Raw genomic sequence first — 20,924 nt, forward strand, 5'->3', positions numbered from 1 at the left:
GTGCAAGAGTCTGTTCAGCCCCCCAAGCGGGAGCGTCGCCGCGCGTCGCGTGCCGCGGGTCCGGCCAAGCTCGAGGCGACCCCGGTACCGACCGGGGTCAGCATCGAGGTGCCCCAGCCGGTGCGCCGGGTCTCGCCGGTGGGCCCTCCGCCGCGGCGGCAGCCGAACCGGCGCCTGGTGGCGATCGCGTCGATCGCGGTCACGTTCGTCGCGGTCGTCGCCCTCGTCGCGGCGGTGATGGTGATGCTGGATCAGCAGCGCAGCATCGAGGCCAAGCAGGACCGTGAGCGCCGCTTCGTCGACACCGCGGCGCAGTCGGTGGTCAACATGTTCAGCTACACCCAGAACACCATCGACGAGAGCGTGAACCGGTTCGTCGACGGCACCAGCGGCCCGCTGCGCGCGATGATGACGCAGGACGGCAATGTCGAGAACCTCAAGCTGCTGTTCCGCGACACCAATGCCTCCTCGGAAGCGGTGGTCAACGGCGCCGCTCTGGAGAAGATCGACGAGATCGCGGACAACGCGGCCGTTCTGGTGTCGGTGCGGGTGACCGTCACCGACCTCGACGGCAACAACGCACCGTCGGAGCCCTACCGCATGCGGGTGATCGTCCACGAGGACGACAACGGTCACATGACGGCATACGACCTCAAATACCCCGACGGGGGCAACTGATGACCGGGTGGCGCGGCAGGCTGATCGGGTCCCTCGCGGTGGTACTGGCCGCAGGGTTCGTCGCGCTGTCCGCGGTCGGCGGCTGGCTGTATTGGACCCGGGTGCAACTCGACGGTGAGGAGCAGGCGCGGGCGGAACTGCCGACGCTGGCCTCCGAACAGATCCCGCGGGTGTTCGGATTCGACTACCAGACGGTGGAACGCAATTTCGCCGAGGTGTACCCGATGCTGACCCCGGAGTACCGGCAGGAGTTCGAGGACCGGGTCACCAACGAGATCATCCCGCAGGCCAGGGACCGTCAGCTGATCAGCCAGGCGCATACCGTCGGCACCGGTGTCCTTGACGCGCACCGTACTTCGGCGTCGGTGATGGTGTATATGAACCGCACGGTGACCGACAAGTCCAAGGAGTCGGTCTACGACGGCAGCAGACTGCGTGTCGACTACAAGAAGGTCGACGGCAAATGGCTGATCGCCTACATCACCCCCATCTAGACCCTCTACCCGAATCACCCGGTCTGAGTTCACCCACCGCCGCTGCGGCGGTGTGACGAGGAGGCATCATTCGTATCGCGGTCACCGGTGGCATCGGCTACCTCGGCGCGCACACGGTGCGCGCCCTGCTGGAGGCTCAGCACAGCATCCGGCTGCTGGTCCTGCCCCAGGAGCAGCATGCGCCGGTGATCACCCGGCTGCGCGCGTTGGGCGACGTCTCGATCGTCGTCGGGGACATCCGCTCGGAGGCGACGGTCACCGAGTTGCTCGCCGGGATGGACGCGGTGGTGCATGCGGCAGGTGTGGTCGGCACCGACGAGCGTCGCGCGCAGTTGATGTGGGACATCAACGCGTACGCCACCGAGCAGATCCTCTCCCGCGCAGCGGAACTCGGCCTCGATCCGGTCGTGTCGGTGAGCAGCTACAGCGCGCTGTTCCCGCCGTCCGACGGCGTCATCTCCGCCGATACCCCCACCTCCGACGGGCGCAGCAGCTACGCCAAGACCAAGGGCTACGCCGACCGCGCCGCGCGCAAGCTGCAGGACGCCGGGGCGCCCGTGGTGGTGACCTACCCGTCCAGCGTGGTCGGGCGCGCGTTCTGGACCGCGGCAGGCGTCACCGAACGCGGCTGGGCGCCCATCGTGCGGGCGCGGATCGCGCCGCGGGTCCGCGCGGGCATGCAGATGATCGACGTGCGTGATGTCGCCGACGTGCACACCCGCCTGATGCGGCCGGGGCGCGGTCCGCGCCGTTATGTCTGCGGCGGGGTGATGCTGACGTTCGACCAGATGATCGATGCGCTGGAGGCCGGGCTGGGGCAGCCCGTGCGGCGGGTTCCGTTGCCGCCGAAGGCGCTTCTGGCGCTCGGGCGGATCTCCGACGTCGTCGGCCGCTATGTGCCGCTCGGTGACGGGCTCAGCTACGAGGCGGCGTTGCTGCTGACCTCGGCCACGCCGACCGACGATCGGGCCACCACCGAGGATCTCGGCCTGACGTGGCGGCCGCCGCGGCAGGCCATCATCGAGTCGTTCGCGGCGGCGCGAGTCAGCGACCCAGGAATCGTCTGAGGTAGCCGCCGATCCGGCGCACGGGCACCGGGCGCGGCCACTCGTCGGCACGGAACAGCGCGTCCGTCCCGCCATCGACGAAAATCACGCTGCCGCACACGAAGTCGGCGGCATCGGAGAGCAGGAAACACATCCACGCGGCAAGCAGATCGGGGTCGCCGTATCCGCCGACGGGAACCGGGAACCGTTCGACGAACTTTGCCTGACTCTTGTTGTCGAGTTGTTCTTGCAGCAGCGGCGTCATCACCGCGCCGGGCGCGAGGACGTTGAGCCGGATCCCCGCGCCCGCCCACTCCGGAAGTACGGCGTGGCGGCGTGCCCAGCGGGTCACCGCGATCTTCGACGCCGCGTACATCATCGCCGGTTTGCCCGGGCCGTACAGGCGCACGGCCCGCAGTGCCCGGTCGACGTCGCCGGCCAGCAGCGCGCGCACCGCGCGGCCCGGCACGGCCGGGGTGGTGGTGGTCGAATTGCTGCCGATCACCACGACTTTCGCGTTCGTCGCCGCCGCGAGCGCGTCCCGCCAGCGGTTCAGCAAGTCGACCACGCCGAGGTAGTTGACGGTGGCGATCATCCGCAGCCGGCCGGCGTCCTTGCTCGGGCCGAGGCCTGCGGCAAGCACCGCGCCGTCGAGACGGCCGTCGCACAGCGTGAGCACCTGCTCGGCGGCATGGCTGCGCCCGCTCGCGGTGGACAGGTCGGCGACGACGTCGGCGTCCTTGATGTCCACCGTGATCACGGTGTGCCCGTCGGCGCGAAGCCGTTTCACCGCCGCCGCGCCCATTCCGGACGCGGAGCCGGTGATCGCATAGGTGCCCATCGGTATGCCTTTCGCCGAAGTCCCGGTGGTGTGCAACTCCGTCGGAATGCTATCCCCGGCCCGGGGTCACTCCGCGTCCAGCGGTTCTTTCGACGCCAGCGCGTCCAGGAACGCACGCGCCCACCGGTCCACATCGTGGACCAGGACCTGGCGGCGCATCGCCCGCATGCGGCGCCTGCCCTCTTCAGGAGCCTGGGTCAGCGCGGCCTCGATCGCGTCCTTGACCCCTTCGAGGTGGTGCGGATTGGTCAGGTAGGCCTGACGCAACTCCGCTGCGGCGCCGGTGAACTCACTGAGCACCAACGCGCCCCCGAGATCGCTGCGGCAGGCGACGTACTCCTTGGCGACCAGGTTCATCCCGTCGCGCAACGGCGTCACCAGCATCACGTCGGCGGCGACGAAGAACGCGACCAGATCCTCCCGGGGGACCGGCCGGTGCAGGTAGTGCAGCACGGGGTGGCCGACCTCGCCGAATTCGCCGTTGACGTGGCCGACCTGGCGTTCGATGTCCTCGCGCATCGCGATGTAGCTCTCGACGCGCTCGCGGCTCGGGGTCGCCAGCTGCACCAGCACCGTGTCCGACGGGTCGATGCGGCCCTCTTCCAGCAGCTCCGAGAACGCGCGCAGGCGCACGTCGATGCCCTTGGTGTAGTCGAGCCGGTCCACCCCGAGCAGGATCTTGCGCGGATTACCCAGTTCCGCGCGGATCTCCTTGGCGCGCTGGCGGACCGTGCGGGTGCGGGCCTGCTGGTCGAGCTCGGCGGAGTCGATGGAGATCGGGAACGCACCCACCTTGACCGTCCGGAAACCGAACTGGACCTCGCCGAACCGCGACCGCACCCCGACGTTGCCGCGCGAGGTCTGCGCGCCGAGCAGCCTGCGGGACAGGATCAGGAAGTTCTGCGCGCCGCCGGGCAGATGGAAGCCGACGAGATCGGCGCCGAGAAGGCCCTCGATGATCTCGGTGCGCCACGGCATCTGCAGGAAGAGCTCGACCGGCGGGAACGGGATGTGCAGAAAGAAGCCGATGGTCAGATCGGGGCGCAGCATCCGCAGCATCTTGGGCACCAACTGCAGCTGATAGTCCTGGACCCAGACCGTGGCCCCCTCGGCCGCGGTACGCGCGGCGGCCTCGGCGAAGCGACGGTTCACGTCGACGTAGGACTCCCACCACTCGCGGTGGTAGATAGGCTTGACGATGACGTCGTGGTAGAGCGGCCACAGGGTGGCGTTCGAGAAGCCCTCGTAGTACTCCTCGACGTCGTCGGCCGACAGCCGGACGGGGACGAGCGTCATACCGTCCTGCTCGATGGGCTCGGTGGCCGCATCAGGGTCGTCGGCGTCCTCGGGCACTCCCGGCCAGCCGATCCACGCGCCGTGGCGGCGTCGCAGCAGGGGCTCCAGCGCGGTCACCAGACCGCCGGGGCTGCGCTTCCACTCGGTGCTGCCGTCGGGCAGCCGAACCTGATCGATCGGCAGCCGGTTGGCGACGACCACGAAGTCAGCCGTCGCCGTAGGCGGCAAAGACTGCCCCGTGCCGGAGCGGACCTCGGGACCGCTCTCGGCTGTCATTACGCGTCGGCGAGCTTGGCCGGTCCGATGCCCAGCATCGCCAGGAAGACGCGGCACTCGTCGGCGTCGGTGGCGTACGCGGCGACCACACGGCGGGCCTGACGCTCGGTGCTGTCGGCGATGGGCTCCACGTCGCCGATCTCGGCGGGGTCTGGTTTCGCAGGCATGAACCAACCTTAGCCAACCACTGCAAACGGCCGCGAGGCCCGAACCGGCCCCTACGTGCCGGGACGTGACAGTTCGGCCGTAATGTGTCACGTGTGGCGGATCAGGATCAGGTGACATACGAGACCCTCGACGAGGGAAGGATCGCGCGGATATGGCTGAACCGGCCCGACGCGCAGAACGCGCAGTCGCGGACCCTGCTGGTTCAGCTGGACGAGGCGTTCGGGCGGGCCGAAGCCGACGACGATGTGCGTGTGGTGATCCTCGCCGCGCGTGGCAAGAACTTCTCGGCCGGACACGACCTGGGCTCCGAAGAGGCGATCGCCGAGCGCACCCCCGGACCGGGTCAGCACCCGACGTTCAGTTTCAACGGTGCCACTCGCGAGGCCATCTCCGAGCGCACCTACCTGCAGGAGTGGCATTACTTCTTCAACAACACCAGCCGCTGGCGGGATCTGCGCAAGATCACCATCGCCCAGGTCCAGGGCAACGCGATCTCCGCGGCACTGATGCTGATCTGGGCCTGCGATCTGATCGTCGCCTCCGACGACGCGCGCTTCAGCGACGTCGTCGCGGTGCGGATGGGTATGCCCGGGGTGGAGTACTACGCGCACCCGTGGGAGTTCGGTGCGCGCAAGGCCAAGGAGCTGCTGCTCACCGGCGACGCGATCGACGCCGACGAGGCATACCGGCTCGGCATGGTGTCGAAGGTGTTCCCGCGTGCCGAACTGGAGGACAGGACCGTGGAGTTCGCGCGGCGCATCGCCGAGCGGCCCACCATGGCCGCGCTGCTGGTCAAGGACTCGGTGAACGCCGCAAGCGACGCGATGGGCTTCGCCGAGGCGTTGCGGCACGCGTTCCACATCCACGAACTCGGCCACGCGCACTGGGCGGCGCACAACGAGAACCGCTACCCGGTCGGCCTGCCGCCCAACGTGCCGGATTGGCGCACACTCGGTGCCCCGAAGTTGGCCCGCCGCGACGAGCCGTGACGTATAACTGGAACCCGTTCTAGTTATACGACCTAGATATCGGAGGGACCCCCGTGCTGCTTTCGTTGGCGGATCGGACCGTGCTGGTGACCGGCGGCGGTAGTGGAATCGGCAAGGGGGTCGCGGCGGCCGTCGTGGCCTCCGGCGGCAACGTGGTGCTGGCCGGGCGCAACACCGACAAACTCGCCGCGGCCGCCGACGAGCTCACCGCGTCGGCCGGCGACGGCGCCGGTCAGGTGATCTACGAGTCCGCGGACGTGACCGACGAGGATTCCGCGGCGCGGCTGGTCGCGGCGGCCACCGCCTGGCGGGGCAGGCTCGACGGGGTGGTGCACAGCGCCGGCGGCTCCGAGACGATCGGGCCGCTGACCCAGATCGACTCCGCCGCCTGGCGTAACACCGTCGATTTGAACGTCAACGGAACCATGTACGTGCTCAAGCACGCCGCGCGCGAGCTGGTCCGCGGCGGGGGTGGATCGTTCATCGGAATCTCGTCGATCGCCTCCAGCAACACCCACCGGTGGTTCGGCGCGTACGGGCCGAGCAAGGCCGCCCTCGACCACCTGATGTTGGTCGCGGCCGACGAGCTGGGTCCGTCCTCGGTGCGGGTCAACGGGATCCGGCCCGGCCTGACCAAGACCGACATGGTCGCCCCGATCATCGACACGCCCGCGCTCAGCGAGGACTACCGGGAGTGCACGCCGCTGCCGCGCGTCGGTGAAGTGCAGGATGTCGCGAACCTCGCGGTGTTCCTGCTCAGCGATGCGGCCGGCTTCATCACCGGCCAGGTCATCAACGTCGACGGCGGGCACGGGCTGCGTCGCGGACCCGACCTGTCCGCGATGCTGGAGCCGTTGTTCGGCGCCGACGGTCTGCGCGGCGTCGTCGCCGAGTAGCTCCTGCCGCCGAAATTGCGTCTACGCAGCCGAAGTTCGAGTGCGGGCCTGCTGGAATGCAATTTCGGCGGGGTCAGCGCCCGGGCTTGGGACCGCCGGCCTCCCACGCGGCCAGCGCGCCGAGTGCAGACCAGTCCAGATCGCGGCCGCCGCCGGCCAACAGGGTCAGGAAGCGGTCGCGGAGCAGGCTCGCGACCGGCAACGGCACCTCGAGCTCTTCCCCGGCGGCCAGCACCAGCCGGACGTCCTTGAGTCCGAGGTGCGCCGCGAACCCGGCGGGCTCGAACTCCTCACGGGCCAGCAGACCGCCGTAGGTCCGATACGCCGGGGCGGCGAACAGTGTCGATGTAAGCAGCTCCAGGTAGGCCTGTTTATCGACACCGGCCTTGCCGACCAGCGCCATCGCCTCGCCGAGTGACTCGATGACCGATGCGATCAGGAAATTGCCGGACAGCTTCACCAGATTGGCGATGTTCGGGTCCTGCCCGACCTCGAAGGTGCGCTGACCGATCGCGTCGAACACCTGGTGCAGGTCGGCGACCGTGGCCGGGTCACCCGCCGCGACGACGAACAGCTTGGCCGCCGCGGCGGCTTCGGGCCTGCCGAACACGGGTGCGGACACGAAGCGCTGCCCGGCCTGTGCGTGCTCCGTGGCCAGGCGCTCCGCCAGTGCGACGCTGATGGTGCTCGCCGAGACGTGGACCGCGTTCGGCCGCAGGGATGCGAGGATGCCGGCGTCGCCGAACGTCACCGCATCGACGGCGTGGTCGTCGGCGAGCATCGTGATCACGACGTCGGCATCGCAGGCGGCCGCGACGGTGGCAGCCGGGATGGCTCCGTGTTCGGCGAGCGCCGACACCTTGTCCGGGGATCTGTTGTAGGCAAGCACCTGGTGGCCGGCCGACGCAAGGTTGGCGGCCATGCCCGAGCCCATGTTGCCGAGGCCGATGAATCCGATTCTCATGGCCTCGAGGATGCCCTTAGCCGGTCGCCTCGGCAGCTCGTTTTACGGCGTTGACGATGCCCTGGTACCCGGTGCAACGACAGAAGTTGCCGGAAAGGCCCTCTCGGATCTCCTCGTCGGTCGGGGACGGGTTGTCCCGAAGCAGCGCGGTGATACTGGTGACGAACCCCGGTGTGCAGAAGCCACACTGCAGGCCGTGGCACTCCTTCATCGCGGCCTGCACCGGGGACAGCTCACCGTTCTCGCCGGCGATGCCTTCGACGGTGGTGATCTCCTGGCCGTCCACCTGCACGGCGAACACCAGGCACGCGCGCACCGCCTGGCCGTCGAGCAGTACCGTGCACGCACCGCATGCGCCGTGCTCGCAACCCAGGTGGGTGCCGGTGAGCCCGCATTTCTCCCGCAGGTAGTCGGCCAGTGTCAGCCGGGGTTCGACGGTCGCCGAATGCCTGCGACCGTTGACCGTGACCTCGACCGGGATCTCATGCATGGACAGCCTCCGTCGTCTCAAGAGCGGCCGTGATCGCCTCGGTCCACGCGCGGGCGACCATCGTCGCGCAGACCTTGGCGCGGTAGGCGGACGTGCCCTGCAGGTCGGCCGGGATGTCTTCGAGGGTCGAGACGGCCAGCCGGCCGACCTCTTCCGCGGTGATGTCGGTGACATGCCTGCCGAGCACCGCCGACTCGGCGGGGATGCCGCGTTCGGGCGTGGAACCCATGCCGAGCAGCCCGATCCCGCAGCGCGACACCCGGTCCTGGTCGTCGAGCTGCACGGCGAGCGTGGCCCCGGCGATCGCGAAATCGCCGTGTCTGCGCGCGAACTCGTGCACGGAGAAGCCGCAGCGGCCCGACCACACCGGGAACGCGACGGCGGTGAGGATCTCGTCGGCGGCCAGCGCCGTCTCCCACAGGCCGGTGAAGAACCGGGCGGCCGGGATGCGGCGCGTCCCGCGCGTCGACGTCGCCTCGATCTCGGCGTCGAGCGCCAGCGCGGCGGCGGCGTACTCGGCCGCGGGGTCGGCGTGCGCGATCGCGCCACCGAGGGTGCCCCGGGTGCGGATCTGGAAGTGCCCGATGTGCGGTGTGGCCAGCGTCAGCAGCGGGACCGATTCCGCGACTTCGTCGTCCATCCCGACCAGCGCGTGCGGAGTGCCCGCGCCGATCCACACCGCGTCGTCGCGCAGCTCGATGTTGCGCAGCTCCTCGACGCGGGAGATGTCGATCAGGTTCTCGAAATGGGTCAGGCGCATCGCGAGCATCGGGACCAGACTCTGGCCTCCGGCAAGGATTTTCGCGTCCTCGCCGAGTTCACCGAGCAGCGATGCCGCTTCGGCGGTGCTGTCGGGCCGGTGGTAGGCGAACGGGGCGGCTTTCATGACGACAGCAGCCGGGCCAGCGCGGCCTGCAGGTCGTCGGCGAGCACCGCGGCGGGTGCTTGGCGCTTGCGCCTGCCGATCAGGAAACCGATTGCGCCCGCGGCCGCGGCCGCGGCGATCACCGGGGCGAATCGCTTCGCCATCGGCACCGCGACGACCTTGAGCAGATCGACCGAGTCGCCGGCGGGTTGCGCTGCGGCGGTGGCGTTCTCGGCGGTCGGGGCGGTTGTGCTGGCGGCCGGGGTAGCGGTGGTGGTGCCGGCGCCGAGTTCGGCCTCCAGGCTGCGGGCGAATTGGGCGATAAGATTTCCCGCCACGTCGGCCAGCACGCCGCGGCCGAACTGGGCGGCCTTCCCGGAGATCGCCAGGTCGGTGGTGATGCCGACGTGGGTCGCGTCGCCCTCGTCCTTGAGTTGGGCGGTGACCGTCGCGGCCGCTGTGCCGCTGCCCCTGGTCTCCTTGCCTTCGGCGCGCAGCACGATCCGCTGTCCCGCGACGTCCTTCTCCTTGTAGGTCGCGGTGCCTTTGTAGGACACGGTGATCGGGCCGACCTTGACCTTGACCGCACCGTGGAAGGTGTCCCCGTCGGCGGAGAGCAGGGTGGCACCGGGCAGGCACGGCGCGACTCGCTCACCGTCGGTGAACATCTCCCAAACCTTCGCGGACGGCACCGCGACGCGGAATTCGTTGTTCAGTTCCACCGTCAGTGGTCCTTTCTGGACGCGTGCTCGATGAGCTCGACAATCGTGGCCGGGGTGGCGGGCAGTTGGGTGACGGTCACGCCGAGCGGCGCGAGCGCATCGTTGATCGCGTTGATGACCGCGGGTGGCGAACCGATCGCGCCGCCTTCGCCGGCGCCCTTGTAACCACCCACGCCGGGGCCGGGGATCTCGACATGGCCGAACTCGATCGGCGGAACCTCGGTGGCCGTCGGCAGTAGATAGTCGACGAACGTCGACGCGACCGGGTTGCCCGCCTCGTCGTAGGCGAGCTTCTCCAGCAGCGCCCCGCCGATGCCCTGCACGGTGCCGCCGGCCACCTGGCCCTCGACGATGTTCGGGTTGATCATCGGGCCGACGTCCTCGCTGACGATGTAACGGGTCAGCGACACCTGCCCGGTCTCGATGTCGACCTCGCAGGTGCAGACGTGAGTGGCGTTGGCCCAGTGGATCATCGCCTGAGAGTTGAACCGTGCGGTGGCCTCCAGCGTGGGGGAGACGCCGCCGAGTTGTGCCGGGTCGTAATACGAGCGGTAGGCGATGTCGGCGAAGCTGACACTCTTGTCGGGGTCGCTGCGCACCGACGCCTTCGAGTTCGAGAGCTCGACGTCGGTGTCCTCGACCCCGAGCATCTGCGCGGCGATGGCGAGGATCTGCCGGCGCAGGATCGAACCCGCCTCGTTGACCGCACCCGCGGTCATCGGCGCGCTGCGACTGCCCTGGGTCCCGGCGCCGTAGGGCGTGACCGCCGTATCACCCTGGATGGTGGCGACGTCGTCGATGTTGGCGCCCAACGCATCCGCGGTCAGCTGCACGACCGTTGTCTCGATGCTGTTGCCCGCCGAGCCGCCGTTGACATACACGTTGATCTTGCCGGTGGACTCCATCCGGATGGTCGCACCTTCGGTCGCGAGGTTGCCGGTCGCGGCGCCGGTGGGCTCGATGTAGGCCGAGAAACCGAGCCCGATGTACCGACCCTCGGCCAGCGCGTCGGCCTGCTCCTTGCGGAAGCCCTCGTGGTCGAGGATCTTCACGGCCTGCTCGAAAGTGTCTGCGGGCGCGCAGTTGTCGTACGGCATCCCGTTCGGGTTGAAGAACGGCATCTCGTCGCCGCGCAGGATGTTGATGCGGCGCAGTTCGACGGGGTCCATCCCGATCTTGCGTGCCGCGCAGTCGAGGAGGATCTCCCGGGTGAGGGTTTCGTACTGCCACGGCCCGCGGTACGCGTGCAGGCCGGGGGTGTTGGAGAACACCGTCTTGTAGTTGAAGCTCGCCTTCGGCACCCGGTACGGGCCGGGGAAGAACATGCCGATCGCCGCGGTGGTCAGCACCGGGTACGGAGTCGGATACGACCCGACGTCCTGGAGGAAGTCGATGTCGGCGGCCAGGATCTTGCCGTCCTCGTCGAACGCCATCCGGACCTTGCCGTCGACGTGGCGGGACTGCCCTGCCGACATCAGGTTCTCGCGGCGGTCCTCGATCCACTTCAATGCCGAAGGCACTTTCCGTGCGGCCAGCAGGATGCACATGTCCTCGCGCATCGGCACCACCTTCTGGCCGAACGCACCGCCGGTGTCGCGCATGATCACCCGAACCCCCTGGGCCGGGATGCCGAGCAGCCGCGCGGCGAACGCACGAAGTTCGTGCGGGGTCTGCGTGGACGCCCAGATGGTGAGTTCGTCTGTCGTCGACGTCCACTCGACCACCAGGCCGCGGGTCTCCATCGGAACCGGCACGTACATCTGCTGATAGATGTGCTCCTCGACCACGTGCGGCGCGGACGCGAACAGTTCCTCGTCCGGCGGCATGCCGCCCATCCCGCCGGCGACGTTGTCGGGGTAGGCCTCGTGCACCACCGGAACGCCGGCTTCGGCGCCGCCGACGGCTCTGCGGAAATCGGCCACGGCGGGCAGCGGTTCGTAGTCGACGTCGACCAGATCGACGGCGTCTTCGGCGATGTAGCGGCTGTCGGCGATGACGAGCGCGACCGGGTCGCCGACGAACTTGACCTCACCCTCGGCCAGCGGCGGGCGCGGGGTGTCCGGCACGTCCTTGCCTGCCACCGCGTGCCATGCCTCGCGCACGTCGGGGTTGAGATCGGCCGCGGTGAACACCGCCTGCACGCCGGGCAGCGCCAGTGCGGCCGACACGTCGATCCCGCGGATGGTGGCACGCGCGAACGGGCTGCGCACGAAGCACGCGTGCAGCATGCCCGGGCGGATGATGTCGTCGACGAAACGACCGTGACCAGTGAGAAGGCGGCTGTCTTCCACCCGGGGAACACGCTGGCCGGCGTAGCGCGGGGTGACGGAGTCGACTGCGGTGTCTGTCACGTGGATCACTCTCCTGGGACTGTAGAGAGTGACGTTATCGCATCGGAGAGCGACATTTCCACCACTCGTGTCTCACGGTTGGTGGCAACTCGGTTCAGACGCTTTCGGTCTCGTGGTGGATGCGTCCGTCCGTCTCCGTCAGAGGGCGTCCGCGACCGCCCCAGCGGCGCGCGATGATCTCCGCCGCGATGGACACCGCGGTCTCCTCGGGGGTTCTGGCGCCGAGGTCGAGTCCGATCGGGCTGGCCAGCCGGCTCAGCTCGGCCTCGGTCAGGCCGGCCTCGCGCAGGCGTGTCATCCGGTCGTCGTGCGTGCGTCGCGACCCCATCACGCCGATGTAGCCAGGCTGATTCGCCCCCGCCAGGCGCAACGCCACCTCGAGGACCGGTACGTCGAACTTGGGATCGTGGGTCAGCACGCAGATCGCGGTGCGACCGTCGATCTTCTCTTGTTCGGCCTGCGCGGCGAGGTACCGATGCGGCCAGTCGACGACCACCTCCTCGGCGGCGGGGAAGCGTGCGGGAGTGGCGAACACCGGCCTGGCGTCGCACACGGTGACCCGGTAGCCGAGGAAGGCGCCCTGTTGCGCCAGCGCGGCGGCGAAGTCGATGGCACCGAACACCAGCATCCGCGGCCGCGGCGCGAAGCTGGACACGAACACCTCCATGCCGGCGTCCTGACGCTGGCCGTCCGGCCCGTAGGTCAGCACGGCGGTCCGCCCCGCCAGTAACAGGCCGCGGGCGTCGTCGGCGACCGCGTCGTCGGCGCGCGCCGAGCCCAGCGAGCCGTCGCGGTCGTCCTTCCTGACGATCAGCCGACGGCCCACCCGCTGCGGGTCGGGATGCGCGATGACCGTCGCGACGGCCACGGCGCGGTGGGCCGCGATGTCGTCGGCGACGGCTTGCAGTTGCGGAAACGTATTGCGCGAGACGGGCTCTGTGAAGATATCGATGATGCCACCGCAGGTCAGCCCGACCGAGAACGCGTCGTCGTCACTGACGCCGTAACGCTGCAGCTCCGGGTGCCCGCCCGTGATGACGTCGGTTGCGGTCTCGTAGACGGCACCCTCGACGCAGCCGCCGGACACCGATCCGGCGACGGTGCCCTCGGGGGACACCACCATCGCCGCTCCCGGCGGGCGCGGCGCCGACTTCATGGTCCGCACGACGGTCGAGAGTCCGGCGGTGCCGTCTGCCTGCCATACCGCCAGCAACTCGTCGAGGATGTCGCGCACGTGCGCAGTGTATGCCTACGCTGAACCCATGAGCGTTTTCTCGCTGCGCTACTTGATCATTGGGGTGTTGGCCACCGTCGCCGCGGTGGGCACCTCCGCGACGGGCTCGGCGGCGCCGGTCCCGCCGGTGTCGGAGGCCGCGCGCGCAGCCGGTTTCGTCGACGTGCGCAGTGTGGTACCGGACGCGGTGATCGACCTGCGCTACGCGACGACGAACAACTTCGTCGGGATCCAGCTCTATCCGGCCGGGGCGCGTTGCCTGGTCCACCAATCGCTGGTGCCGGGACTGGTGACCGCCGCGAATCGGCTGCGTGCCGGCGGGGAACGGTTGGTGTTCTGGGACTGCTACCGGCCCCACCGGGTGCAGGTGCGGATGTTCGAGGCGGTGCCCAACCCGGCCTGGGTGGCCCGGCCGGGTCGGTATGCCCGAAGTCACGTCGCGGGCCGCTCGGTGGATGTGACGCTCGCCGACGCGCGTGGGCTGGTCGACATGGGTACCGGTTTCGACGACTTCACCGCCCGCAGCCACGCCTACGCGACCGACGGGGTCAGCGCCGCCGCGCAGGCCAACCGGGCGCGGCTGCGGGAGGCGATGACCGCGGGCGGATTCACCGCCTACGACGGTGAATGGTGGCATTTCGACGGGCCCGGAGCCGGAATCGATCACCCGATCGTCGATGTCCCGGTCGTCTAGGTGCTTCGATGGTGCTATGCGCAGACTCCTGGCTGTAGCCGTCGCCGGGGTGTTCGGCGTGGTCGTCGCGCTGTCGGCGGGTTGTGCCGGCGCCGCCGAGCCCAGCTCGCTGACCGACGACCCCGGCTACCACGTCCGAGGTGATGCCGTCTACTATCTGAATCCTTTTCCCGGCAAGGCATTCCGGGTCGAAGATGCGGACTCGGCGACGTTCGAGGCCTTCGACCGGACCTACGGTAAAGATCGCGAGCGCGTGTTCATCAACGGGCATCTGTTGCAGGGTGCGCGGGCGGACTCGTTCCGGCCGCTCGAACGTCCCGGCCTGTCCCGAGACCGGGATCGGGTGTACCAGCGCGACCAGCCGATCAGCACCGACCCGGACCACTTCGAGATGCTGCCCGGGGAGCTGGCACGCGACAGGGTCAACGTGTATTGGAGCGACGGCACCGTATTGTCCGAGGACCCAACCAATTTCGTGATCATCTCGGATACGGACCAGTACCTGTACGCGAAGGACAGCCGAGAGGTCTTCGTCAACGACAACGTGATCGCCGGCGCTGCGCCGGCCACGTTCCGCGTCCTCGACGGCGCCTATACCCGCGACGACGACCGGATCTTCTACTTCGACGCGCAGATCACCGACGCCGATCCGGCGAGCTTCTACACGGTGAAGGGACCGTACGCCGTCGACGGCGCCCGGGTCTACTGGATGGGCAGGACCATCGAGGGTGCGGATCCGGACAGCTTCGAGGTTCTCAACGCGAACTTCGAATGCTCCGCCGACGCCACCAGGGCCTTCTACCGAGACATGGTCATCGCCGACGCCGACCCGGCGACGTTCCCGGATCGGCCCGTCACCGGATGCTCGACGACATCGATCTCGTTCGCGGACTGAGAGTTCCGGCCGTCAGATCTTGGTCAGGTCGGTCTTCATCAGCATGATGTTGTACTCCGACCACAGGGACAGGTTCCAGTACAGATCCGAACCGGTGCCCAGGGTGGACGGTGACCACGGGTGCGCCATCGGGGCGTAGATCCCGCCGGGCTGCTGGTTCATCAGCACGATCGCATCCGACCAGCCACCCTCCGGGGTGTCCGACGTGCGCATCACGATCCGGTTGGCCTGATCGCCGTAGAGCACGATGTACTTCTGCAGATACTCGTTGTACTGCACCGACATCTCGCTCACGGTGTAGCCCGGCTTCAGGAAGCCGAACAGGCCGCCGGACTTGCCGATGATGGCCGACGCCGAGGACGGGCTACCGGCGACCCATCGCGCCGGGCTGGAGCCGAACCATCCCGAGGACGCCTTCTTGTAGTACTCGTACTTGGAGACGTCGAGGATGTCGTCCTGCTTGACGCGGGCGAGGTAGGCCGCGCCCTGGCGACCGTTCGGCGTGCCGTAGACGTAGACATAGCCGTCGTCGCCCTTGACGTACGCGGACTGCTGGAAGTTGCGGTTACCACTCAGGAACGAGTTGTAGCGCACGCTTTCCGGTGCGACGGTGAAGTTCTCACCGTTGTCGGTCGAGTACGCCGTCGCCGAGTAGTTGGTGGTCCACCGTCCCGACGAGCCCCACCTGGTGACGGACATGAAGTTGACGTACTGGATGGTGCCGAACGGGGTTTCCTCGGTGACCTCCGTCGGCACGGAGACACCCGCGGTCGGGATCAGTGTCACCGACCCCGGCGCCCACCAGGGCCGGTTGATGATCGGCCGGGCCTGGGTCGGCGATTCGAGCGGAGCGCCGCCGAACATGTTGCCGTTGAACCACTCTCCGTCCGGAATGGTCATACCGTCGGACAGGTCGGTATCGCCGCTGCGGAACAGTGTGTTGTAGAGATGGCGGCCGGACATGCCGGCGGCACCGAATGTGTCGCCGACGGCGATCAGGATCTGGTTCTCGTTCCACGGTGTCGACGGATCGTCGACCATGCCGTTGTCCCACATCGTGCCGACGTCGGTGCCGTACACGCCGAACCGGCCGAGGGTGTTGGCCAGCAGCGAGTCACCGGGATAGACCCTGGCTCCGGTCACCCAGCTGATGAACCGTGTCGATTCACTGACCTGAGGGTTGAGCCACGGTGAGTACGACGGGGTCGGAGCGGCGGCCGCGTTGGCCGCTTCGGACACCGCGAGGCTGGTCGAGGGGGACGACGCGTCGCGCGGAGAGTTCGTCGTCCGCGCGGCGAACAGAGTGTCGAGCTCGCGGCGGGCGAACGCCATCAGCGCCCACAGGAACGGCGGCTGTGGGGCGTCGCCCGGCTGTGCCGCGGCTTTCTGCTTGGCCCAGTCCAGCATGCTGTTGACGACGTTGACGACCGCGGTGATCAGGTTGGGCTTTTTCGCCACCGCCTGGTCCTGGCCGGCGACCGTCACGGTTGCGGCGGCCACGGTGACGGTCGCGGCCTCCTGCTGCGACGCCTGCACGTCCTCGGTGTCCGCGGCGGCGTCGTCATCTGAGCCGTCGCCTGCGGTTGTCGTGGCCGTCGGCGCGGCGGTGTCGACGGTCCCGTTGTGCCCGCCGCTCGTGTCGTCTACCGGCGTCGGTGCGTCGGGTTCGGCAGCCGGCGCGGCCGTCGTGCCCGTCGCCCGCGGGCGGGTGTCGGTCGGCTTGGCCGACGAGCGCGGCGCGGGATCGTCGGCGACAACGGGCTCCGGGTCGGCCTCGGGATCAGTCTCGGTGTCGGGATCGTCGGCCGGTTCGGCACCCTCGTCTTCGGGGTCGGCACCGTCGTCCTCGGGGTCGGCGTCATCGGCAGCGCCGGCGGCATCCTCGGCGGCGGCATCATCATCGGCGTCCTCCGCGGCGGGGGAGTCCGCGTCGTCCGTCGCGCTACCGGTGTCGCTGTCCTTGCCGTCGGTGCTGTCCTTGCCGTCGGAGGTGTCTTTCTGGGCGGTCGCCGAGGCGGCGGGTTTGGCCGACGGCGATGTCCCTTCGTCGGCCCACGCGACGCCTTGTCCTGCAAATATCGCTGATCCGACGCCCAGCGCGACGGCCAAGGCGCCGACTCGACCGACGTACGTTGCCGCAGCCATGGGTTTCCCTTCAATACAGCCTTGATTGCCCCCGTCGTCCCACACCATTCAATCGCATCCGTGCGAGCGCGGCGAGCAAAAGGTTGAATCGGCGCGGAATTCGTTTCGTTACTGTGATCATAAGCAATCTGGCCCCGAAGCCGCTTCCGCCGTCTTTTCAGCAAACATTCAGCCGCTGTGCCGGTACGTGCTCTGGCAGGGGTTCCCGGCGTGCTGTCCGGCCCGGGCAATGAAGCTGCGGGATCAAGCGGCCGCCGGTGCCGCTTTGCCCCGGGTTCGACGTGTCGATGCCGTCCCGGGGAGCATGCACGGTGTCTGGCAACCGGCTGTAGGTCTGTCTCGCCGGTCGCCGGCGATCCCGATAACGTCGTCACCCGACACGGCCGGATGACGGAGAGGCGGATGGCGTGCTCGCGGTCCTGCAGGCCTTCACGGTCATCATCGTCGTCATCCTCGTCGGCGTGATCGCGGGCTGGCGCGGAGTGCTCGGCGAGAACGCCAGGATGGTCCTCAACCGCACGGCATTCCATATCGGGGTGCCTGCGCTGCTGTTACTCAGCCTGGCCGACGCGCACCCCGAGCAGGTGTTCTCGCTGACGCTGCTCGTCTCCGCGATCGCCGCGGTCACCGTGTACGCGGCGTACTTCGTCGTCGCCAAGCTGACCCGCCGGCCGACGGGGGAGGCGACCATCGGGGCGATGCTGGCGTCGTACGTCAACGCGGGCAATCTCGGAATCCCGATCAGCGCCTACGTGCTGGGCAGCACCACCGAAGTATCGGCTTTGATCTTGTTCCAGGTGCTGGTGCTGGTACCCGTGAGTGTCGGGCTGCTGGACTCCGAGGCGGGGCAACATCTTTCAATTGCTCGCCGCCTGTTCGCACTGGTCACCAACCCGATCATCGCGGCCAGCGCGGTCGGCCTGGTGCTCGCAAGCACCGATATCGGGATTCCGCAGGTGCTGCGTGACCCGATGGAACTGCTGGCCGCGCTCGCGGTCCCGACGGTGCTGCTGGCCTTCGGGATCTCGCTGACCGCCCGCGGCGCACAGACCGAACGGACGGACCGGCGCCAGCTCGGCGCGGCGGTGGCGTGCAAACTCCTGGTGATGCCTGCGCTGGCGTACTCGCTGGCTCGGTTCGGCTTCGGTGCCGACCAGCACCAGTTGATGGTGGTGACGGTGCTGGCCGCACTGCCGTCGGCGCAGAACATCAACACCTACGCCGCGCTGTATCAGCGCGGCGACAACCTGGCACGGGACGCCACGCTGGTCAGCACGTTGCTCTCGGTGCCGGTGATGCTCGGCGTCGTGCTGCTCACCGGGTGAGGTTCAGTCGGTCTGTTCGTCCTCGGCGGGGGCGTCCACCAGCAGGGACATGCCGTGGTGTGCGGTCAGTTCGACGCTGAAGCTGTGCAGGTCGTCGACGGTGGCGAGGTGGCGGCCGGAGAACATGTCGGACACCTCGCTGCCCGGCGGCAGCTTCTCCGAACGTACGGTGCCGGTGACGTCTTCGTTCGCGAAGTTCAGCACGGTCAGCTGGTACTGGTTGGCCGTGTCGAGTTGGTGGACGAGCACGAGCATCCCGCGCTGCGACACCTCCGGGATGTCGATCTGGCGGCTGGTGGCGATGCCGTAGTGCGAGCGGACCTTCAGGATCGCCTGCAGCTGGCGCAGAAAGCTGGTGTCGTCGGCGAGCTGATCCGGGATGGACCCGTAAAGGCTTCTGCCCCTGGGCATTCCCGCCGGCGACTGGGTCGCGTCGGGATTGACGCCCATCAGATCGTGCGCCGCGCGGTGGATCCAGCGGGTGTCTCCGCCGCGCAGCAACTCGGGGATCTGTGCGGGCGGCAGCGTCAGCATGCCGCACACATCCCATCCCGAAAGCGCGAAGACCCCGGGCTGCAGCGCGTTGAACATCGCCAGCAGCAGGTGCGCCCGCCGGATTCGGTCGATCTGCTCAGGCTCGGTGATGTCGTCGAGGGCGGTGATCCCCAGCGTCGCGGCGATGATCGTCGCGGACGTGCATGCGATTCCGTTCGTGGTGAAGACCAGGTTGTACGGCGCGTTGTCACCGGAGAGCCGCTCCCGAAGATCGGTGCGCACGATCTCGCCGAGGACCTCGCCGGTGACCTCCTCGCCCTTGTAGGTGAACAGGTCCTCGCGATGGCCGTTGGACCAGTGCACCAGCTCGTAGGTGAGTTCATCGTGGTTCTGCAACGCGTGGACCAGCGACGCCGGATCGATACCGAGCTCGAGGGTGGTGCGCATCGTCAGCCGGAGGAACTCGGTGTCCGCGACGGCCAGCGCGTGCTGCACGGCGGGGCGGGTGATGAAGTCGTACGACAGATCCGCCCCGGCCTCGCCGATCTGGCGGATGTCGTCGATGGTCAGGTTGAGCTCCTGGAACGTGAAGCCGCCGACCTTGCGGACCATGCTCGCGATCAGATGGTTCGCCGCCTCGGAGAGCGGATGGCCCTCCGACCATGCGGCGCTCTCCTCGGCCGCGGTCTTCTCGGCGCCGAGGAAACCGTTGGCGTCCAGGCGCAGGCCGCCGGTGCCGAGATCGGTCAGCGAGTGCAGCGCGTCGCCGATGACCAGGCGCATCCCGGCGAACGACGGGTCGAGCCAGTTGATCGACGGCTGGCCGTCCTTGAAGTAGTGCAGATACACCCAGCGCCGCTCGACGCCGTCGATGCCGACGACCGGACGGGTGACGCTCCAGTTGGTCTCCTTGATGCCCTCGGCGTAGAAGATGACGCGCTGCAGCTTGCCGATGATGTAGCCGGCCTTGTCGAGCCAGTCCTCGGTGTCGGAGTCGATGTTGACCGAGTCGGCGCCCGCCGGGACATCGGGCAGGTGCTCCCAGTCGCGGGGGTCGATCTCGACCATGTGATAGATGCCGGGGTAGTCGGCGTACTTCATCTCGGCGAGCCGGAAGTCGGCGCCTTTCCCGGTGTGGCCGGGCACGATGTCGTCGATGATGGTGCCGCCGTACCAGTTGGCGGTTCCGCACATCTGGCGGAACTCCTCCTCGGTGCCGAAGGCAGGGTCGATCTGCGTGCTGATCCGGTCGAAGTGCCCGTCCACGCTCGGGGTCAGCTCCCAGCCGGAGATGCCGCCGGCCCGCTTGACCGGTCCGGTGTGGATCGCCTCGATGCCGATCTCGGCGAACGCCTTCCACATCTCAGGGTCGGCCATCGCCTTGAGGAAGGACTCGTTGGAGCGCGTGATCAACGACAGCGGGTAGGCGGTGAACCACACCGACGCCGTCTCCACAGCGCCGCGCGGACTCGGCGTCGCGTACGGGTTCTGCCACATCGAGCCCTGTCCGGAGAACTGCTGGCTGATCTCGTTGGCGTCGGCCAGCATCGACTGGCTGATCAGCCACGATACGTAGGCAGGGTTGTCGCCGGTCGGTGTCCCGTCCCTGGCCACCGACCGGCGGGTGAACGGCGTGCGCACGCGCGGCCGGAACCGCAGCGACCGCGGTCGCGCGGGGTGGAGATGTTCGTCGTAGGTGATCTCGGGGGCCTCGTTGCCCTGGTCTTCAAGTTCCGACTCCGCGGCTTCAGACAACAGTTCCGCCTTCGCAAGGTTGGTTTTCGTGTTCGGCCCGGTACCGAGTATTGCCGCGATCGGGGACGGTTGAAACTGGAGCGACGTGGTTCGTTGGAACTGATGGGGTGAAACCGGGACTGCAGCACTCCACACGGATACCGGCCGACGGTACCCGAGCGACGCCGGCGATGACAGAGGTCCGGGGACCCGGGCCGGAGCCCCACCCTGGCAAAGGATCGGACATGCCCGTCGGCACGTCGGAGCTGCCCGGCGGCCGAACCGGCAACTCAGGCGTGCGGCGCGGTCCCACCGCGGGTGCGCTC

19 protein-coding genes are annotated in these 20,924 nt (G+C 68.5%); 8 read left to right on the forward strand and 11 right to left on the reverse strand.

The genetic code is table 11. The annotated features are described in order from the left end of the window. The 3 genes from NTM_RS10715 to NTM_RS10725 all read left to right on the forward strand — a co-directional run bounded on the left by NTM_RS10715 (nt 1) and on the right by NTM_RS10725 (nt 2,239). Nucleotides 1-678 carry an Rv1363c family protein gene (locus tag NTM_RS10715; protein ID WP_163766281.1) on the forward strand — a complete coding sequence of 226 codons (678 nt, stop codon included), beginning with the start codon at nt 1-3 and terminating at the stop codon, nt 676-678. After that, nucleotides 678-1,172 (forward strand): nuclear transport factor 2 family protein, encoded by a 495-nt coding sequence (locus NTM_RS10720; protein WP_104862466.1) that lies wholly within the window; start codon nt 678-680, stop codon nt 1,170-1,172. Before NTM_RS10715 ends, NTM_RS10720 begins: the two co-directional genes overlap by 1 nt. 68 nt (nt 1,173-1,240) lie before the next feature. Beyond that, entirely contained in the window at nt 1,241-2,239 is a 999-nt protein-coding gene (locus tag NTM_RS10725) for an NAD-dependent epimerase/dehydratase family protein (protein WP_163769447.1), read from the forward strand. Here the strand turns inward: NTM_RS10725 and NTM_RS10730 are convergent. The 3 genes from NTM_RS10730 to NTM_RS28535 form a co-directional block, all read right to left on the reverse strand. Next, the gene (locus NTM_RS10730) at nt 2,217-3,059 is read right to left on the reverse strand and encodes an SDR family oxidoreductase (protein WP_163766282.1); all 843 of its coding nucleotides are present in this window, start codon (nt 3,057-3,059) and stop codon (nt 2,217-2,219) included. The two genes, NTM_RS10725 and NTM_RS10730, sit on opposite strands and share 23 nt — an antisense overlap. Before the next feature lie 66 nt (nt 3,060-3,125). Next, entirely contained in the window at nt 3,126-4,631 is a 1,506-nt protein-coding gene (locus NTM_RS10735) for an alpha,alpha-trehalose-phosphate synthase (UDP-forming) (RefSeq protein ID WP_104862463.1), read from the reverse strand. Then, nucleotides 4,631-4,798, reverse strand: a complete 168-nt coding sequence (locus NTM_RS28535) for a hypothetical protein (RefSeq protein WP_104862462.1) — start codon at nt 4,796-4,798, stop codon at nt 4,631-4,633. The genes NTM_RS10735 and NTM_RS28535 overlap by 1 nt, the downstream gene beginning before the upstream one ends. Nucleotides 4,799-4,891: 93 nt before the next feature. Between NTM_RS28535 and NTM_RS10740 the strand changes: the two genes are divergently transcribed. Both NTM_RS10740 and NTM_RS10745 read left to right on the forward strand, forming a co-directional pair. Next, nucleotides 4,892-5,788 (forward strand): enoyl-CoA hydratase, encoded by an 897-nt coding sequence (locus NTM_RS10740; RefSeq protein WP_435405084.1) that lies wholly within the window; start codon nt 4,892-4,894, stop codon nt 5,786-5,788. Nucleotides 5,789-5,841: 53 nt separating this feature from the next. Continuing rightward, entirely contained in the window at nt 5,842-6,684 is an 843-nt protein-coding gene (locus tag NTM_RS10745) for an SDR family oxidoreductase (RefSeq protein WP_104862460.1), read from the forward strand. 73 nt (nt 6,685-6,757) lie between these two features. Here the strand turns inward: NTM_RS10745 and NTM_RS10750 are convergent, their stop codons facing one another. From NTM_RS10750 to NTM_RS10775, 6 genes are all read right to left on the reverse strand, one after another. Further along, a complete protein-coding gene (locus NTM_RS10750) occupies nt 6,758-7,648 on the reverse strand; it encodes an NAD(P)-dependent oxidoreductase (protein WP_163766283.1) in 891 nt (296 codons plus the stop codon). 16 nt (nt 7,649-7,664) lie between these two features. Next, on the reverse strand, nt 7,665-8,138 hold the full coding sequence (locus NTM_RS10755; RefSeq protein WP_104862458.1) for a (2Fe-2S)-binding protein: 474 nt from the start codon (nt 8,136-8,138) through the stop codon (nt 7,665-7,667). Next, nucleotides 8,131-9,024 carry an FAD binding domain-containing protein gene (locus tag NTM_RS10760; RefSeq protein WP_163766284.1) on the reverse strand — a complete coding sequence of 298 codons (894 nt, stop codon included), beginning with the start codon at nt 9,022-9,024 and terminating at the stop codon, nt 8,131-8,133. The genes NTM_RS10755 and NTM_RS10760 overlap by 8 nt, the downstream gene beginning before the upstream one ends. Next, complete coding sequence (locus NTM_RS10765) at nt 9,021-9,725, reverse strand: SRPBCC family protein (RefSeq protein ID WP_163766285.1); 705 nt, start codon at nt 9,723-9,725, stop codon at nt 9,021-9,023. Before NTM_RS10765 ends, NTM_RS10760 begins: the two co-directional genes overlap by 4 nt. A 2-nt stretch (nt 9,726-9,727) precedes the next feature. Further along, a complete protein-coding gene (locus NTM_RS10770; protein ID WP_163766286.1) occupies nt 9,728-12,076 on the reverse strand; it encodes a xanthine dehydrogenase family protein molybdopterin-binding subunit in 2,349 nt (782 codons plus the stop codon). 94 nt (nt 12,077-12,170) lie between these two features. Then, nucleotides 12,171-13,310 carry an XdhC family protein gene (locus NTM_RS10775; protein WP_104862455.1) on the reverse strand — a complete coding sequence of 380 codons (1,140 nt, stop codon included), beginning with the start codon at nt 13,308-13,310 and terminating at the stop codon, nt 12,171-12,173. Between the two features lie 28 nt (nt 13,311-13,338). Here NTM_RS10775 and NTM_RS10780 point away from each other — a divergent pair, with 28 nt between their 5' ends. After that, a complete protein-coding gene (locus tag NTM_RS10780) occupies nt 13,339-14,004 on the forward strand; it encodes a M15 family metallopeptidase (protein WP_163766287.1) in 666 nt (221 codons plus the stop codon). Between the two features lie 16 nt (nt 14,005-14,020). Further along, complete coding sequence (locus tag NTM_RS10785) at nt 14,021-14,899, forward strand: DKNYY domain-containing protein (protein WP_163766288.1); 879 nt, start codon at nt 14,021-14,023, stop codon at nt 14,897-14,899. A gap of 12 nt (nt 14,900-14,911) precedes the next feature. On the opposite strand, the gene NTM_RS10790 is transcribed toward NTM_RS10785, so the two are convergent. Continuing rightward, nucleotides 14,912-17,044 (reverse strand): glycoside hydrolase family 183 protein, encoded by a 2,133-nt coding sequence (locus NTM_RS10790; protein ID WP_163766289.1) that lies wholly within the window; start codon nt 17,042-17,044, stop codon nt 14,912-14,914. 407 nt (nt 17,045-17,451) lie between these two features. Between NTM_RS10790 and NTM_RS10795 the strand changes: the two genes are divergently transcribed. Then, on the forward strand, nt 17,452-18,369 hold the full coding sequence (locus tag NTM_RS10795) for an AEC family transporter (RefSeq protein ID WP_104862451.1): 918 nt from the start codon (nt 17,452-17,454) through the stop codon (nt 18,367-18,369). Between the two features lie 3 nt (nt 18,370-18,372). Here NTM_RS10795 and treS read toward each other — a convergent pair whose 3' ends face one another. Continuing rightward, nucleotides 18,373-20,619, reverse strand: coding sequence for a maltose alpha-D-glucosyltransferase (gene treS / locus NTM_RS10800; RefSeq protein WP_163766290.1), 2,247 nt, complete (start codon nt 20,617-20,619; stop codon nt 18,373-18,375). Nucleotides 20,620-20,924 lie beyond the last annotated feature (305 nt).

Source organism: Mycolicibacterium parafortuitum (assembly GCF_010725485.1).
GTDB lineage: Bacteria > Actinomycetota > Actinomycetes > Mycobacteriales > Mycobacteriaceae > Mycobacterium.